Below are 16,892 nucleotides of genomic sequence, written 5' to 3'. Positions count from 1 at the left end.
AACCCAAGCTTATTTCGCTGCAAATGCTGCAGTCACAGAACCAAAGCCTTCAATTTCAACTTTGAATTCATCACCAGGATTTGCCACAACCATTGGGCCTAAGGCACCGGTCAATACGATGTCACCTGCAAGCAATGGACGACCACGACGAACCATTTCGTCAGCCAACCACACTGCTGCATTTAATGGGTTAGAAAGACACGCTTTACCCACACCTTGTGAAACCACTTCTTCACCACGAGTCATGACCATTTTGCAATTTACAAGGTCAAGATCTGCAAGTTTTACAGGCTTAGAACCCAGTACAAAACCTGCTGAAGATGCGTTATCTGCCACAGTATCAATCAACGAGATTTTCCAGTTTTCGATACGACTATCGACCACTTCAATTGCAGGCAGTGCATATTCAGTTGCACTAATAATGTCTGCATAGGTGTGTTTTTCTTTGGTCAAATCTTGGTTAATCACCAAAGCAATTTCTGCTTCAACTTTTGGCTGAATCAATAAACCAGCAGGGATTTCTTCACCATCGCCATACGCCATGTCAGCAAACAACATACCGAAGTCAGGTTGATCAACGCCTAACTGCGCTTGTACAACTTTTGAAGTTAAGCCAATTTTACGACCTACAAGGCGACGACCTTCTGCCACCGCACGTTTGGTATTCACTTCTTGAACGGCATAAGCAATATCTACATCAGCACTATCACCACCAAGTTGTGGACGGATCGGTGCAATCGCAGCCTGATTTACTTCCGCATCGCGTAATGCTTGCGCAACTGATTCAACAACAGCAGAATTCGACATCAATGTTTCCTTAAACTGCAAAAATTGGATGCACAACGTGTTTCATCCCGATCACCATCAAAATCAAAGTGATGAAAGTCATGTCAGGATTCGCCTAAAGCATTTCACTTGACATACTACACGTTATGTTTAGATGCATTTAGCATCGAGATTTTATAAAGTGAATACCAATACTTATTTTATTTATGACTATAGCTATTAGCTATAAATTAATCATTATTTATTATTAATATTCAAAAACTTAAGTCAAAATAATTAAATAAAATTCACTATTTTTTTCGCCCTTAAATCTGAATCTCTACTAAAAAACTTGGCTTATACGACTAAAAGATAAGATTAAAAGATTATTTTAGCGTCAGGCCAACTTTTACGCATAGGTGTTTAATTTCATCTGATTTAGTTTAATAAATTGAAAATTTAAAAATAAATCAATAAACAACAATAAGATAAAACCAAAAATTCAAACAAAAAAGCTATTCCAGCTTGTGGTAAAAGGCCAAATAGTTGCGCTCAACTTTTTAAGGTAAATTTGCTAGAAGACTGCTTGTTATTGTAGAAAAATCTAGTGTTATTACTTTTTTAAATAATTGAATTTACTCATTTCAACAAGTAGAGCTTGCATTACTATTCATTTGGTAACAAAAAAGGTGAAAACAAATTTCACCCTTTTTACTCGTTTGTATCTAAAACTATACAGCTAGACGTAATTTCACGTGTTCTAGTAGAAATTCAGTCAAATCACCTACGCTATGTGCAATATGTAAGGGTTGAAAATACTGGAGTGTTTCTACAGTATGCACTCCATAGCTCACGCCTACACGTGGCATCTGAATATTGAGGGCCATTTCTAAATCATAAGATGTGTCACCGACCATAATGGCTTGATCAGGACGCAGCCCTGTTTCCGCCAAAATTTCTGCCAACATTAATGGATCTGGCTTAGATTTGGTTTCACTGGCTGCTCGGGTCGCACAAAATAGCTCATGACTTTGCGTTTGAGCCAAAACACGGTCTAGACCTTTACGGCTTTTCCCCGTTGCAACAGCCAATTGTAGACCGGCATCACGTAATTCCTGCAACATATCAGCCACACCTTCAAACCATATATCACCTTTGGAATGTGCCACATAGTGATCGGCATAACTTTGCAAAATGTCGCTGTGTAATTCGGGAACCGTCGGAAATAACCGCTGTGCGACTTCCGGCAGACCTAAACCAATAATACTTTTCGCATCAGCATCGGTCAGCGGCTGTGAATATTGATCTGCTGCAAATTTTAAACTCGCTACAATTTGACCCACAGAATCAAATAAAGTGCCATCCCAATCGAAAATGACTAGTTTTACAGCTGAGTTCATACGTTTTCCTAGATTTGATTCAGTGTTTGGTAATTCAGATTCTGGAGTGCATCAATTTATTTATCTCACCCCGGCCCTCTCCTTAGAGGAGAGGGAGAAAGAAAACTTACGAAGCAGTCCTGCTCAGGGAGAGAAGTCTCGTATTTAAAACTTACTCGTCATCTTCTGAAGACTTCACCACTTTGTCGGCTTTTTGCGCGCGTAGCTGCGCCACAAGGCTTTGCATATCTTCTGGCAATGGCGCTTCAATGGTTTGGTAACCCGGAATTTCTAAACGCATAGCATGCAGACATAAACGACGTGGCTTTGGACCACGGTATTCAGTTTCATGACCGTATTTTTCATCGCCCACCAATGGATGACCAATACTTAAACCATGTACACGGATCTGATGTGTACGGCCCGAAAGTGGAGACGCATACACCAATGTGGCATGCATAAAACGCTCTTTCACGTTCCACAGCGTCTTCGACTCTTTACCTTCTTTAGGTGATACACGAACACGACGCTCGCCATTTGCCAGTTCGTAACGATGCAAAGGCTGATCAATGAGCTGCTTATCCAAACTCACCACGCCTTTCACCACAGCAGCATAAGTTTTTTGGATTTTGTGCTCACGTAACATGTCTTGCAGGCTTTTTAACACACTACGTTTTTTCGAAATCATCACCAAACCAGAAGTGTCGCGGTCAATTCGGTGAATCAGCTCAAGGTATTTCTTCCCTGTTGCGGCACGTAAGCCTTCGATCAAGCCATACGCCACACCACTACCGCCGTGAACAGCAATACCAGAAGGTTTGTTTACCACCATTAAGCCTTCATCTTCGTACACCACACGGCTCAGTAAACTTTGTGCCACTTTGTCCGATACGGGAACCGCAGACTCATCTTTTTGCTCATAACGAATTGGAGCAACTCGAACTTGGTCACCAATATTGAGTTTGGTTTCCGCTTTGACGCGTTTTTTATTGACGCGGACTTGGCTTTCACGAATCAGACGATAAATGCGACTTTTAGGCACACCTTTCAGACGACTAAACAGGAAATTATCAATACGTTGACCCGCCTGATGCTCGTCCACTTCAAACCAGGTGACGCTTTGCCATTCTTGCGTAGAATTCATACAGTTACTGTGACCTAAAAAAATACTAAAATTGATTAAAAATTGATCATTTAAGCTATACTTTTCGCAAGAAACATAAGCTTAGCCCATAGGCAGATGATGCAAGGTTTGATATAGTCAGCGCACGGAAACCACCGTAACTGAGTAAAAGTTGATTCATTTCAGTATTTACTGTCATTGAACTTTCAAGCAATTACTCATTTAGCTCGGAAAGGTCCCAAAAGAATTATGCCGACGCCGAAGGCTTATTATATCGGCAAAACTGCAAACTGTTGCGTTTAATTGTGCCGTAGGTACATAAAACAGTTTGCCCCAAAAAAATATGTGCCAACCAAGGTTGGTTTTTAAACGTAAACTGATACACATCAGACCAGTCGCTCCCTGGAAATCGTGTTCAGGCCACAACGTTTGATGCATTGGATCTGCACAGTTTGTAAAGGTACGATGATAATTCCGTATCAAGACGCTCTATCAGATATGAATGGATGCTCTTCGAGCAATGTGACAGTGAAAGTTACTCACATCCAATGCACCGTTTGTCCGCCAGTGAAACGCGTTCAGGTGACTTTAATCGTTTAAAAGATTGAAGCCGTATTGCCATCATCAATACGTGAATCAAAAACCGTTGCCCACCCAAAGAAGGTCGGTACACATGCACAGATGATGTTTTTCGATCTGTGCAACTTGATCCATGCTATCTGATGCTCGCTACGAGTCAGGCGATGTTCTTCTGTGTATCACTATTAGGTGTTACACCCATGAAACGTATGTTGATTAATGCAACACATGCCGAAGAAATTCGCGTTGCACTTGTCACTGGTCAGCGTCTTTACGATTTTGACTTAGAGAATCGTACCCGTGAACAAAAAAAATCGAATATCTATAAAGGTCATGTGACTCGCGTAGAGCCGTCTTTAGAAGCTGTATTTGTTGAATACGGTGCAGGTCGTCAAGGTTTCTTGTCGATGCGCGAAATAGCTAATTCTTATTACAAAGCCGATCCTCGCCAAACTTCAAACATCCGCGAATTGATCACTGAAGGCACTGAGCTTTTGGTTCAAGTGGAAAAAGAAGAGCGTGGTAATAAAGGTGCTGCCCTTTCTACATTTATCTCTCTTGCTGGTCGTTATTTGGTCTTGATGCCAAACAACCCGAAAGGTGGCGGTATTAGCCGTCAAATTTCAGGTTCAGTTCGTGAAGAATTGAAAGAAATGTTGGCGTCTTTAAATGTCCCTCGTGGTATGAGCGTGATTGTACGTACTGCAGGTATTGGTCGTTCTCAAGAAGAACTTCAACTTGACCTGCAACACTTGCTGGACCTTTGGGCACAAATCCAAAGTACATCAAGTTCAGGTCCATCACCAATGTTGGTTCACCAAGAAGCCGGTGTGGTTACACGTGCGATCCGTGACTATTTACGTGATGATGTTGCTGAAATTCTGATTGACTCTGAGCAAGCGTATAACGAAGCGTATAACTTTGTTAAAGCAGTGATGCCACGTCAAATCGACAAATTAAAAACCTATACTTTAAATGAACCGTTATTCGCTCATTTTGGTATTGAAAGTCAAATCCAAACTGCCTATGAACGTGAAGTAAAACTTCCTTCTGGTGGTTCAATTGTGATTGACCAAACTGAAGCATTGGTTTCAATTGATATTAACTCTGCAAAATCAACACGTGGTAGCGACGTAGAAGATACAGCGCTCAATACCAACCTTGAAGCTGCTGAAGAAATCGCTCGCCAATTACGTTTACGTGATATCGGTGGTTTGGTTGTGATCGACTTCATCGACATGACCAAAGACCGTAACCAACGTATGGTTGAAGCTAAACTTCGTGAAGCAACACAAAGTGACCGTGCACGTATCCAATTCGGTCAATTGTCACGCTTTGGTTTGATGGAAATGAGCCGTCAACGCTTACGTCCATCGCTTGAAGAAGCCACTGGTTATGTGTGCCCACGCTGTCATGGTACAGGTATGGTACGTGACTTACGTTCTTTATCACTTTCAATTATGCGTAAAGTGGAAGAAATTGCGCTACGCGAACGCCATGGTGAAGTTCAAGTTGAAGTGCCTGTTGAAATTGCTGCATTCTTATTGAATGAAAAGCGTCACAGCCTTGTATATCTTGAACAAACTTCAAATGTTCGTGTGACTGTACTTCCACACCCTCACCTAGAAACACCACATTACGAAATTTCGTATAACCCTGAAGGTTTTGCACCTACAAGCTATGAACGCACTGAAGCGACACGTTCTAGCGAAAAAGAATTAGGTTACGAAGCATCTGAGTGGCATTTAGGTGAAGAACAGGCCGCTGCTGCTCAGCAACAAGCACCTGTACAACAACAAGAAAAAGGCCACAAAAAGAATAAGCAACAACCCGTTGCTGCTCAACAAGCACCTGCACAAGTTGCCGCTCCTGCAGCATCATCTAGTCCATGTGCATGGTTAGAAAACTTATTTGTTCAAAAACAAGCTGCAACCGTTGACCAGTCGCGTACTGCAAACAATGCCGCTGCTGCAATTGAACAAATGGTAAATAGCGGTGCTGCAAGCCGTGGCCAGTTTGGTCAAATTACCCCTGCATCGGCAGCGCCTGTTGTTGTCGTAGACAATAATGCTTACCTTGCGCCTTCTTCTGTTGTGCACAAACAAGAACGTGACAGCCATTCAGAAAAAGCTGACCGTGAAGAAAAACGTCACAACAAAAAGCGTACTAAGCATAAAGAACCACGTGAACAAGAAGCTCAACCGCATCAAGTTCATGAAGAAGTGTTACAACCTTCACGTCAAGATCGTCAAGAGCAGCGCAATAACGAAGCACGTCAAAACGAACGCCAAGAGCAACGTTCTGAACGTCAAGAACCGCGCCAAGACAACCGTCAAGACCAACGTGAAAACCGTCGTAACTCACGCCGTCAACATAACAATGAACAAGTACAGCACGATGTTCAAAACAATGAACAACCGCAGTCTGTTCCACGTCGTGACCGCAACAACCAACAACGTCCAAATCGCCCAAATCGCCACCGCGATCAAAGCGTATTGAACGAGCAAGTGATTGCTCAGGAAGTTGCAACTGAGCAACAATCTGAAAACCGCAATCAACGTCAACCTAAAGTTGAAGTTGTTGATGCACCACGTCAAGACGTGATGCCAACAGCACTTGTAGTAAATGTTGATCAAGCTCAAAGCGAAATCGTAGCGCTAAATACTGCTCCAGCAGTTGAAAAACCTGTAGAAACCCCAGTGGTCGAAAAGGCCGCTGTCGTTGAAGCAGTAAAAGTGGAAAAACCTGCGACTGAAACAAAAGAAGCAGCGCATAAACCACAGCATGCGCAGCAAAAACCGTCTCGTGCAAGCAATGACCCTCGTCAGCGCCGCCGCGAACAGCGTGAAGCTCGTGCTCAACAAGCACAGGCTCCGAAAATTTCGCCATCTCAAGTGCCGACACTAGGTCAATACACTGTAAGCAGCTTGATTAAGCATGTATACGGTGAAGACTGCTCAGTACTGATTGAGCAATTTGGCTTAATTCCAACATTCAACCGTGCATTGCAAAAATTCACGGAAGAATATGCCGCGACTTTGACTGCACCTGCAGCTGAAGCAGCTGTAGAGAAAAAGCCTGTCACTCGTGATGTTCAAGTTACAAAAGCTGCACCTGAAGCTGAACCAGCGCCAATGTTGGATTTGACACCACCAAAGCCTGTGTCAGATAAACGTGTTGCTAATGACCCACGTGAGCGTCGTCGCCTTGCTAAACTTGCCGCTGAACAAGCGAAACAAGACCAAGCAAAAGCACATGCTGAGGTGGAAGCTACGCCTGTCGCAGACACTGCTATTGAGGCGCCTGTAGTTGCAGAAGCTAAAGCTGCTACAGTTGAAGCCAATGTATCCGACGTTGCAGGTCAAACTGAAGCACCTGAACACGTTCAAGCTGAAGTACCGACACCCGTTCAAGCTGAACTCGATGTGAGTGCGCAGCCTGAAAAGACGGAAGAAGTGTCTGAAGCTCCTACTAAACCAGTAGAAGAAAAAGCTCAAGCCGTTGAAGCGGAAAAGAAAGTTGAGGTTCCTGTAGACGAAAACTCGGCCGCTGAAGGTGAAAAACCTGCACGCCCTCGTCGTCCTCGCGGTCGTCCACCGAAAAAAGCAAACACCGCAACTGAGCAGTAATTTGCTATTTTGCAGGTGAATAAAAAAATCCAGTCATTTCGGTGACTGGTTTTTTTTTGATACTTTTGTCAAATTAGGTTGATTGCACTAGATCGAAACGATTAAAAGACAATTGTAGAATTTGCTGCAAATTTCATTGCAAAGAAATAGACCGTATCGGATTACGAAAAATAAATAGGATTCACATGAGCCAAACTACACAACACGACCTTATTGGGATTGCTGATGTTGCAGCAAAAATTCCCGCGTTCATTAGCAAAGTACCCAACCTGTTGAGTGGTCTAAAGCAAGCCTATTTACGCACCCCAAATACTTCCGCAGGCTTGGGAATTGCATTTGAAAAAGCCGTAAAGCGTAATCCCAAGGGTTATGCACTTTATTTTGAAGAGCAAAAATATACCTATAACGAATTAAATGAATGGGCCAATCAAATTGGTCACTATTACCTTGCACTCGGTGCAAAAAAAGGTGATGTGATTGCAGTGATGATCGAAAACCGATCTGAACTCGTGGCAACCATCGTGGCTTTAGCCAAAATTGGCGTCACCAGTGCTTTGGTCAATACATCACAAGTCGGCAAAGTCCTGACACACAGCATCAACTTAGTGAACCCAATTGCGGTAATTGTGGGCGAAGAATGCCGCCAAGCCGTAGAAGAGATTTGTGGTGATCTCAGTGTAGCTGCAGATCGTTTACATTGGTTCGCAGATCAAGCCACTCGTGTAGATGCTGGTCAAGCACCGAAAGGCTTCTTAAACCTTGCAGAAGCGATTGATGAATTTCCAAAATTCAACACACCCACCACTGCAAGTGTAAAAGGCAAAGACGGCCTATTTTATATCTACACCTCTGGGACAACAGGCTTACCTAAAGCGGTGATTTTCACCAACAGCCGTTGGACTTTGGCTTATGGAACATATGGTCACGTCCTTAATCTGAATAAAGATGATGTGATGTACGTAACTTTGCCGCTCTATCACGCTACAGGCACTGTAGTTTGTTGGTGTGGGGTGATTGCCGGTAGCGCCACCCTTGCCCTGCGTCGCAAGTTCTCGACCTCTTCATTTTGGAAAGATGTACAAAAATTTGATGCATCAGCCATTGGCTATGTGGGCGAGCTTTGCCGCTATTTGATGGATGCTCCACATTCAGACCTTGAAAAAGGCCATCGTGTGAAAAAAATGATTGGTAACGGCATGCGACCAAACATTTGGGATAAGTTTAAAGAACGCTTTGGGGTCGAAGAAGTCCTTGAACTCTATGCTTCAAGTGAAGGCAACGTCGGCTTTAGTAATCTATTTAACTTTGACAACACTGTTGGTTTTTCACCAACGCCTTATGCGATTATTCAGTTTGATAAAGAAAAAAATGAAGCTGTACATGATGCTAAAGGTCGCTGCATTAAAGTTAAAAAAGGCGAAGTTGGCTTACTCATCGGTAAAATTACCCGTCGCTCACCTTTTGATGGCTATACCGACACGGAAAAAAACAAATCCGTCATTATGAAAGATGTATTCAAGCATGGTGATTCATACTTCAACACTGGTGACTTGGTTCGTGACATTGGCTTCCGTCATGCACAATTTGTCGACCGTCTAGGCGATACTTTCCGCTGGAAAGGTGAAAACGTTTCAACCACTGAAGTTGAAAACATGGTGAGTGAGTACGATATAATTGCTGAAGCTGTGGTTTATGGCGTAGAAATTCCAGATACCAATGGCCGTGCAGGTATGGCTGCCATCACGCTCACCGATGGTGCCGAACTCAACGAACAAGATTGTAGTGAAATGGTTCTACAATTTAAAAAATGCTTACCAGCGTATGCTGTACCGGTATTTTTACGTGTACAGAAAAAAGTCGAAACCACAGGCACATTTAAATACCAAAAAAACAAGCTGAAAGAACAAGCTTTTGATCCTCAGCAAACTGATGAACGTTTATTGGTATTGCTGCCAAATGCAACTGCTTACTGTGATTTAACTCCTGAAATTTATGCCAATATTCAGGCATATAAATACCGTTTTTAAGCAAATAGCGCTCATTTTAGCGACAGATATCCGCTAAAATGAGCTACTTTGTTGTATTTATAATCAAACACAAGCAAGTTTATGATTTTTTACTTGCGCTTGAAGCAGATCTTGCTACAATACGCACCATCAAGCGAAATGGGTCGTTAGCTCAGTTGGTAGAGCAGTAGACTTTTAATCTATTGGTCCCGCGTTCGAGTCGCGGACGACCCACCATTCCCTTCGATACCACAAGATGGGTCGTTAGCTCAGTTGGTAGAGCAGTAGACTTTTAATCTATTGGTCCCGCGTTCGAGTCGCGGACGACCCACCATCTTTCTAAAATTCCAGTTTTAGATTACAATCTTGTGCATACCCCCTAAGGGTCGTTAGCTCAGTTGGTAGAGCAGTAGACTTTTAATCTATTGGTCCCGCGTTCGAGTCGCGGACGACCCACCATTCTTTCTTAGGGCTTCTTTCTTCCGGCAGTTGAAGAAAAAGAAACCTGCAGGTTCCGACCAAGACAAACCATCACCATTACTGGTTTTGATTCGCCATTCTCGAAATTTTGCTATAGCGATGTTGCGAAGTATCATTCTTGTCTTGCTAGATGAAGTATTTGACCTGAAAAATTTTAGATAACAAATATTCCCTAGTATTCAAAACTACGCGCTTCGTTTATCTTGCTAAAATTTTAAAATGCTCTTTTAAAATTTTCTCAGGGTTGTTAGCTCAGTTGGTAGAGCAGTAGACTCTTAATCTATTGGTCGTGGGTTCGAACCCCACACAACCCACCAATTCTGTTTTGTCTTAACTATATCGTATTAATAATTCAATTTTTTATAAGCTAGTTCCATTCGATTAGCCAAGAACTACGAATTTCACGCCGACACTCAAACTCAATTTATAATTTTATTTACTTCATTCGCAGTATTTAATTTGGGTCTTTCACCAAGGTATAGGCATGTTGAGGCTGAGGATAACCTTTAGAAAATAATTCCTGATTTCGGTCGACTTCACCTTGACGAATTTTGTCTAAATCCATAGTGATTTTATTTTCATTAATCACGCGATAATAAAAATTCACGCCTTCTTTTCGATGAACCACCAGCTCGGTATGTGCTTCATTGACACTCCACGTATCCTTACGATATTTCACATTAATGCCTGGCGTATTGGTTTTTTCAGCAAATACTTTTCCAATTTGAATAATACTGCGGTGTACCGTGCCATCTGGTAATAAGTTGAGGATGAACTCCGCATCGCCTTCTGGGCATGGAATAAAACTGTCATCGCATTTTACTTTGGCATGAAAACGTCCAATAAAAATTTTGGCATGCTCAGGAACAGGAGCAGGTTTTAATTCATCGTCATTCGGCAATGTCGCCTGCCCTGCTACTTGGGTTAATTTTTTTCCATGATCTTGCTTAGCTTGAACTTCCGATGCGACAGTTGATGCTGAACTTTCACCCTTATCCGCTGCGGGTTGAGGCGTTGGACTACAGCCAATAAAAGAAAGGCTGAACACTCCTGCAAACACTGAAAGATATGCAAATTTCATCAAAAAAGGTGAAGCCGATGTTTTCATATAATGTGCCAAGACCAATCATTCATTGGTTTTTTCAGTTCTTGCTGACTTAATATTGTAATCAAAAAATCAACGCTGTATACATATATTTGCGATATATGTTAATCATATCTCATTGTTATCGTTGATATTTAATTAATACTCAAGCCATTTTAAAGGCAAACTAATCAAACCAATTCTTCAAATTACATAACTTTACTTAATTTTTTTTCTGCACCCTTTAAATCGTAAAGCTTGTCACCATTTCTATAATATGAATTTGGAAATATTCAAATTTATTCTATTTTTTAAGGAGACCTGAATGGCCAATGTTGGTTTATACCGCTCAAACCGCTCTAACATGATTGCTGGTGTGATGGGGGGTATTGCTGAACGTTTTGGTTGGAACGCAAATTTACTGCGTATTATTTTTATCTTTGTATCATGCTTAAGCGCAGCCTTTCCCGGTATTTTAGTGTACTTGGTTTTATGGTTAGTCATGCCTAAAGCACAAGATAACTTTTTCCGTACCAATGGCTATTCAGACCCGATTCGTACTGTGAATGATGACAGACGTTAAAATCCCATGACCCAGTTTGGTCGCTACGGTTTCTCCCCCAAGATTCCGTAGCTTTTTTTTGCCTACATATTGGCAAAACCATATTTAAGTCTGATGAATTTAAATCAAAGTTTAAGGCTTAAGATTTTGTTTGCTGATTTAACTGTTGATATAAGGCAGCAATCATATCGGCACGGCTAATCATTCCCACCAACCGTTTTTGCTCAACGACTGGAATATAATTAAAAGATCTTTCCACAAAATAAGGCACTAAATCTTGAATGGGTTGATCCGGCTGCACGGTCACCACTTTGGGATTCATAATTTGATAAACGTGATTTTCCCAACTGGCTTTGGGGTCTGCGGCACGTTTAAACCATTCCACTACATCATATAAAGCCAAATTTCCCACCAAGCGATCCAAATCACTCACCACAGGCAAACTCATCAAATTGACTTGTTTAAACTTTTCCAATGCTGACTGAATATCATCTTCTGCACGCAGGGTAATCACTTGCTGACTCATGATGTCACGACAATGAAACTGGCTTAGGCCACGACGACTGGCTAATTGCTGTGCTTCTAAAATAATTTTTTGTAAGTCATATTCACTAATATCAAGCAACTGACTTTGCTGTTCTAAGACTTGCTGAATATCCGCTGGCTGAATCGACACTTTTTGTGTCGGTGTTGGATCTGTCGTCCGAGTATTGACTTGTGCTTTTTGTGGATACTGCTTGCCTAGTAATCGGTTATAAATGATAGCAACCACCATCAAGAGGACCGAATTTAAAAGGACTGGATAAAAAAGAAAGGCATAGCCTAAATCATGGACTGCCTCTCCGCCCAATACCGCTGTAATCGCCACGGCTCCACTTGGTGGATGCAATGAGTCTGTGGTCATCATTAAGATAATCGCTAATGCAACCGCGATACTAAATGCTTCGGTTAAATTAGGAATAAACATCGCACACGTCACGCCAATCAAGGCCGCAAGACTATTACCGACTACCATATTCCACGGCTGTGCCAATGGGCTGGCAGGTACCGCAAAGAGCAGTACAGATGATGCACCCATCGGGGCGATATACCACGCATTTAAGTCATCTAGCGCCAGCCAACTGATCAGCGAAGAAATACTCAGGCCCAGCAAAGCACCTACCCCACACAGGATGCGGTCTTTTAAAGGCAGAACTTTAAAGTTGGGTTTAAGCGTATTGAGCCAAGCTGATTTTGCGTGAAACACGAGATACCTTGTTTGTTGTTTTGCGAGATGTGGCAATTATAAAGCCATGCAAGCAATAAGATGTATTCAACTTACATCTTTATCTTATAAATTTTACTTTTGATTCTTTTGAATGATGTATACGCCGCTTACTTGCGTAGTTTTATCCCAAGAAATGAGCCTAAAATTCTCATTATATGTTACTGATAATTAAAATAAAAAACCTATCAGCGCTCACATCTGTACTCACTAAAACAAAGGAACATTTAGGCGGTCAGCTTATTCATCTTGATCAATTAAATCTTCACTGCCATAAATAATTTTCTGAGCTGTTTCATCATACACAATAGGAAACCATTCATAATAAGCCGAAGGGATTCGTTCAACTCGAATACGTCCAATCACATAATTATGCCCACCCAATAAATCAACAGTGAATCGAGCTGGACGAGCGATAACTAGCTGTGAATTATGATCAATGACGAGCTCAGTTTTTCCCTGTTCTACAGCGGTGGTAAACCGTCCGTGAATAGGTGAGTCAAAAGCCATTCCTCTTGTGACTTTTCGCGTCCCCTGCTGACCATTGACCTCAAGCAAAAGACCTTCGCTCATTTGATACTTTGAGCTGACCACTAACTGCTGTTTAATCAAATTCTTACATTCCGCGTTGCAAGAATTTGTAATAGTCGCAATTTTTGAAGCGTGAAGTGATGAATCTGAATACAAAGCTACAGGCGTCGTACTACAGGCAGATAGCACCATACTTATCACAATAAAAGACTTCTTAAACATTGTTATCGCTCATCATTCAATTTATTCATCCACTTTATGCCACAAGTAACTTCGTTTTTATTCTGTACAATAGGAAAATATAAAATTCTGCGCATCATTAAAACATCAAAGCTTGATTCAAGAATGATTAACCCTTTGCCACACACCCCCAAAATCCTTATAATTGAGCACAATTTTTATCTAATTTTAAGTGGATGACCATGAGTCGCGCCATATCGCATATTGATACCTTCCAAGGCTTAATTCTTGCCTTACAAAACTACTGGGCTGAACAAGGTTGTGTAGTGTTACAACCTTACGATATGGAAATGGGTGCAGGTACTTTCCACACTGCAACTTTCCTACGTGCTTTAGGCCCTGAAACTTGGAACGCGGCTTATGTTCAGCCTTCTCGTCGTCCTAAAGATGGCCGTTATGGTGAGAACCCGAATCGTCTACAACACTACTACCAGTTCCAAGTCGTGTTGAAGCCAAACCCAGACAACATCCAACAGTTGTACTTAGATTCATTAAAAGCCATTGGTATTGATACCCTTGTTCACGACATTCGTTTCGTGGAAGACAACTGGGAATCTCCAACACTGGGTGCTTGGGGCTTAGGTTGGGAAGTTTGGTTAAACGGTATGGAAGTGACTCAGTTCACTTACTTCCAACAAGTCGGCGGTGTTGAGTGCTACCCTGTGACAGGTGAAATTACTTACGGTCTTGAACGTCTAGCGATGTACCTCCAAGGTGTAGACTCTGTTTACGATTTGGTTTGGACCAAAGGTCAGTTTGGTACAGTGACTTATGGCGACGTGTTCCACCAAAACGAAGTGGAACAATCAACTTATAACTTTGAATATGCCAACGTTGAAAAAATGTTTGAATTATTCGACTTCTATGAAGCTGAAGCGATTCGTTTAATGGAAGCTGAACTTCCACTGCCTGCCTATGAACAAGTAATTAAAGCATCGCATAGCTTTAACTTACTTGATGCACGTGGCGCAATTTCAGTAACTGAACGTCAACGTTATATTTTACGTGTACGTACATTGGCTCGTGCTATTGCACAGAGCTATGTCGCTGCGCGTGCGAAGCTGGGCTTCCCAATGGCAGAACCAGCTTTACGTGACGAAGTCCTTGCTCAACTTAAAGCACAAGTTGAAGCGGAAGCAAAAGTAGAATCTAAGGAGAGCAAATAATGTCTAAACATACAGTATTGTTCGAATTAGGCTGCGAAGAACTTCCACCAAAAAGCTTAAAAAAATTACGTGATGCGCTTCATGCAGAAACGGTAAAAGGTTTAAAAGACGCAGGTCTTGCATTTGATGCGATTGAAGCTTATGCAGCACCACGTCGCCTTGCATTGAAAATTGTTAATGTAGACGGTGCACAAGCAGACACACAAAAACGTTTTGATGGCCCTGCTAAACAAGCAGCGTTTGATGCCGAAGGCAAACCGACTAAAGCACTTGAAGGCTTTATGCGCGGTCAAGGCATTACGGTTGATCAAGTTTCAACTTTCCAAGCAGGTAAAGTTGAAAAAGTGTGCTACTTAAAAGATGTAAAAGGTCAAAGCCTTGATGTTTTACTTCCTCAAATTTTACAACACGCTTTAGATAACCTACCTATCGCAAAACGCATGCGTTCTGCTGCAAGCCGTACTGAGTTTGTACGTCCTGTAAAATGGGTTGTTTTGTTGAAAGACAGTGATGTAATTGAAGCAACCATTCAGGATCACCAAGCAGGTAACGTGACTTATGGTCACCGTTTCCATGCTCCTGAAGCAATTACACTTGCAAATGCCGATGCTTATCTTGATGCCCTGCGTACTGCAAAAGTGATTGCAAACTTTGAAGAGCGCCAAGCCATCATCGACCAACAAGTCAAAACTTTGGCTGATGAAGTAAATGCCATTGCGATTGTCCCTGCGGACTTACGTGACGAAGTAACAGCATTGGTTGAATGGCCAGTTGCGCTTCGTGCAAGCTTTGAAGAACGCTTCCTTGCTGTTCCTCAAGAAGCACTCATCACGACGATGCAGGACAACCAAAAATATTTCTGCTTAGTGAATAGCGACAATAAACTTCAACCTTACTTCATTACCGTGTCAAACATTGAGTCGAAAGACCCGACACAAATTATTGAAGGTAACGAAAAAGTTGTACGTCCACGTTTGTCAGATGCTGAATTCTTCTTCTTACAAGATCAAAAGCAACCGCTTGCATCTCGTAAAGAGAAACTTGCAAATATGGTATTCCAAGCTGAATTGGGTACCCTTTGGAACAAGTCTGAACGTATTGCTAAATTGGCTGTGGCTTTGTCGGCTATCACAGGTGCGAACCCTGCAGATGCTGAAAAAGCTGCGCTACTTGCGAAGTGCGACTTAACTTCTGAACTTGTGGGTGAATTCCCTGAGCTTCAAGGTATTGCGGGTACTTACTATGCACGCATTGAAGGCGAAAATGATGAAGTCGCTGAATCTTTAGGTGAGCAATACTTACCTAAGTTCGCGGGTGATGTGTTACCAAGAACCAAGACAGGTACAACGCTTGCGCTTGCAGACCGTTTAGATACTTTGACTGGTATTTTCGGTATTGGTCAAGCGCCGACAGGTTCTAAAGACCCGTTTGCACTTCGTCGTTCTGCGATTGGTATTTTGCGTCTAGTGACTGAAAACGAGCTTGATGTGTCGATTGAAGACCTAATTAAACTTGCACTTGCTGCTTATGGCGATGTAATTAAAGATCACGGCAAGACTTTAAACGATGCTGTTGCATTCCTTGAAGGTCGTTACCGTGCAAAATACGAAGACCAAGGCGTGGCTGTAGATGTGATTCAAGCGGTTCAAGCTCTTTCTCCAAAATCGCCACTTGATTTTGATAAACGTGTAAATGCGGTAAATCATTTCCGTGACTTGCCTGAAGCTGCTGCACTTGCTGCTGCCAACAAGCGTGTTGCGAACATTCTTGCAAAAGAAGCTGCACCTGAAGGCGCTGTGGTTGAAGCGAACTTGGTTGAAGATGCTGAAAAAGCATTGTTCGCTGAACTTGCAAAAATCACACCTGTAGTTGAGCCATTATTTGCTGCGAAGGACTACACCGCTGCCCTTTCTGCACTTGCTGCACTACGTGCGCCAGTCGATGCTTTCTTTGACGGTGTGATGGTGATGGCAGATGATGCTGACCTAAAAGCGAACCGTTTACGTATGCTTGCACAGCTTCGTGACTTGTTCACGAAAGTGGCTGATATTTCGGTACTTCAACACTAAGTTTAAGTATTCATT

General features: G+C 42.2%; 11 protein-coding genes, 4 tRNA genes and 1 pseudogene. 9 read left to right on the top strand and 7 right to left on the bottom strand.

The features are described from left to right. Positions 1–9 precede the first annotated feature (9 nt). The 4 genes and pseudogenes from mhpD to FTV27_RS17350 form a co-directional block, all read right to left on the bottom strand. Positions 10–807 (bottom strand): 2-keto-4-pentenoate hydratase, encoded by a 798-nt coding sequence (gene mhpD, locus FTV27_RS09100; RefSeq protein ID WP_180078115.1) that lies wholly within the window; start codon positions 805–807, stop codon positions 10–12. Positions 808–1,496: 689 nt separating this feature from the next. After that, positions 1,497–2,165 (bottom strand): HAD-IA family hydrolase, encoded by a 669-nt coding sequence (locus tag FTV27_RS09095; RefSeq protein WP_180078113.1) that lies wholly within the window; start codon positions 2,163–2,165, stop codon positions 1,497–1,499. Between the two features lie 151 nt (positions 2,166–2,316). Next, positions 2,317–3,288, bottom strand: a complete 972-nt coding sequence (locus FTV27_RS09090) for an RluA family pseudouridine synthase (protein ID WP_078189751.1) — start codon at positions 3,286–3,288, stop codon at positions 2,317–2,319. Between the two features lie 55 nt (positions 3,289–3,343). Then, positions 3,344–3,652 (bottom strand): annotated as a pseudogene (locus FTV27_RS17350) (hypothetical protein). 394 nt (positions 3,653–4,046) lie between these two features. Here FTV27_RS17350 and FTV27_RS09085 point away from each other — a divergent pair. The 6 genes from FTV27_RS09085 to FTV27_RS09060 all read left to right on the top strand — a co-directional run bounded on the left by FTV27_RS09085 (position 4,047) and on the right by FTV27_RS09060 (position 10,278). Further along, positions 4,047–7,475, top strand: a complete 3,429-nt coding sequence (locus FTV27_RS09085; protein WP_180078111.1) for an Rne/Rng family ribonuclease — start codon at positions 4,047–4,049, stop codon at positions 7,473–7,475. 185 nt (positions 7,476–7,660) lie between these two features. Continuing rightward, on the top strand, positions 7,661–9,502 hold the full coding sequence (locus FTV27_RS09080; RefSeq protein WP_180078109.1) for a long-chain-acyl-CoA synthetase: 1,842 nt from the start codon (positions 7,661–7,663) through the stop codon (positions 9,500–9,502). A 140-nt stretch (positions 9,503–9,642) separates the two neighbouring features. Beyond that, a tRNA-Lys gene (locus FTV27_RS09075) sits at positions 9,643–9,718 on the top strand. Positions 9,719–9,739: 21 nt separating this feature from the next. Beyond that, positions 9,740–9,815 (top strand) — tRNA-Lys (locus FTV27_RS09070). Between the two features lie 49 nt (positions 9,816–9,864). Further along, positions 9,865–9,940: transfer RNA gene (locus FTV27_RS09065), tRNA-Lys, on the top strand. 262 nt (positions 9,941–10,202) lie between these two features. After that, positions 10,203–10,278: transfer RNA gene (locus FTV27_RS09060), tRNA-Lys, on the top strand. A 137-nt stretch (positions 10,279–10,415) separates the two neighbouring features. Here FTV27_RS09060 and FTV27_RS09055 read toward each other — a convergent pair. After that, positions 10,416–11,069, bottom strand: a complete 654-nt coding sequence (locus FTV27_RS09055; protein ID WP_257230006.1) for a hypothetical protein — start codon at positions 11,067–11,069, stop codon at positions 10,416–10,418. A 301-nt stretch (positions 11,070–11,370) separates the two neighbouring features. Between FTV27_RS09055 and FTV27_RS09050 the strand changes: the two genes are divergently transcribed. Beyond that, positions 11,371–11,628, top strand: a complete 258-nt coding sequence (locus tag FTV27_RS09050; protein WP_078189754.1) for a PspC domain-containing protein — start codon at positions 11,371–11,373, stop codon at positions 11,626–11,628. Positions 11,629–11,746: 118 nt separating this feature from the next. Here FTV27_RS09050 and FTV27_RS09045 read toward each other — a convergent pair whose 3' ends face one another. Together FTV27_RS09045 and FTV27_RS09040 are read right to left on the bottom strand one after the other, a co-directional pair. Continuing rightward, positions 11,747–12,853, bottom strand: coding sequence for an HPP family protein (locus tag FTV27_RS09045; RefSeq protein ID WP_180034978.1), 1,107 nt, complete (start codon positions 12,851–12,853; stop codon positions 11,747–11,749). Positions 12,854–13,111: 258 nt separating this feature from the next. Further along, entirely contained in the window at positions 13,112–13,624 is a 513-nt protein-coding gene (locus FTV27_RS09040) for a hypothetical protein (protein WP_078192784.1), read from the bottom strand. Between the two features lie 200 nt (positions 13,625–13,824). Between FTV27_RS09040 and glyQ the strand changes: the two genes are divergently transcribed. Beyond that, positions 13,825–14,808 (top strand): glycine--tRNA ligase subunit alpha, encoded by a 984-nt coding sequence (glyQ, locus tag FTV27_RS09035; RefSeq protein ID WP_180078107.1) that lies wholly within the window; start codon positions 13,825–13,827, stop codon positions 14,806–14,808. Then, positions 14,808–16,877 (top strand): glycine--tRNA ligase subunit beta, encoded by a 2,070-nt coding sequence (gene glyS / locus FTV27_RS09030; RefSeq protein ID WP_180078105.1) that lies wholly within the window; start codon positions 14,808–14,810, stop codon positions 16,875–16,877. Before glyQ ends, glyS begins: the two co-directional genes overlap by 1 nt. Positions 16,878–16,892 lie beyond the last annotated feature (15 nt).

Source organism: Acinetobacter sp. YH12251 (genome assembly GCF_013417465.1).
Taxonomy (GTDB): domain Bacteria; phylum Pseudomonadota; class Gammaproteobacteria; order Pseudomonadales; family Moraxellaceae; genus Acinetobacter; species Acinetobacter amyesii.
Note: the sequence above shows the minus strand (reverse complement) of the source record. Positions and strands in the feature narration are given on the sequence as shown.

What these genes read in the sequence shown, in the direction of transcription:
- FTV27_RS09095 (WP_180078113.1), bottom strand. Translation starts at nt 2,165, where the DNA reads ATGAACTCAGCTGTAAAACTAGTCATTTTCGATTGGGATGGCACTTTA.
- FTV27_RS09085 (WP_180078111.1), top strand. Translation starts at nt 4,047, where the DNA reads ATGAAACGTATGTTGATTAATGCAACACATGCCGAAGAAATTCGCGTT.
- mhpD (WP_180078115.1), bottom strand. Translation starts at nt 807, where the DNA reads ATGTCGAATTCTGCTGTTGTTGAATCAGTTGCGCAAGCATTACGCGAT.
- glyS (WP_180078105.1), top strand. Translation starts at nt 14,808, where the DNA reads ATGTCTAAACATACAGTATTGTTCGAATTAGGCTGCGAAGAACTTCCA.
- glyQ (WP_180078107.1), top strand. Translation starts at nt 13,825, where the DNA reads ATGAGTCGCGCCATATCGCATATTGATACCTTCCAAGGCTTAATTCTT.
- FTV27_RS09040 (WP_078192784.1), bottom strand. Translation starts at nt 13,624, where the DNA reads ATGTTTAAGAAGTCTTTTATTGTGATAAGTATGGTGCTATCTGCCTGT.
- FTV27_RS09090 (WP_078189751.1), bottom strand. Translation starts at nt 3,288, where the DNA reads ATGAATTCTACGCAAGAATGGCAAAGCGTCACCTGGTTTGAAGTGGAC.
- FTV27_RS09050 (WP_078189754.1), top strand. Translation starts at nt 11,371, where the DNA reads ATGGCCAATGTTGGTTTATACCGCTCAAACCGCTCTAACATGATTGCT.
- FTV27_RS09055 (WP_257230006.1), bottom strand. Translation starts at nt 11,069, where the DNA reads ATGAAAACATCGGCTTCACCTTTTTTGATGAAATTTGCATATCTTTCA.
- FTV27_RS09080 (WP_180078109.1), top strand. Translation starts at nt 7,661, where the DNA reads ATGAGCCAAACTACACAACACGACCTTATTGGGATTGCTGATGTTGCA.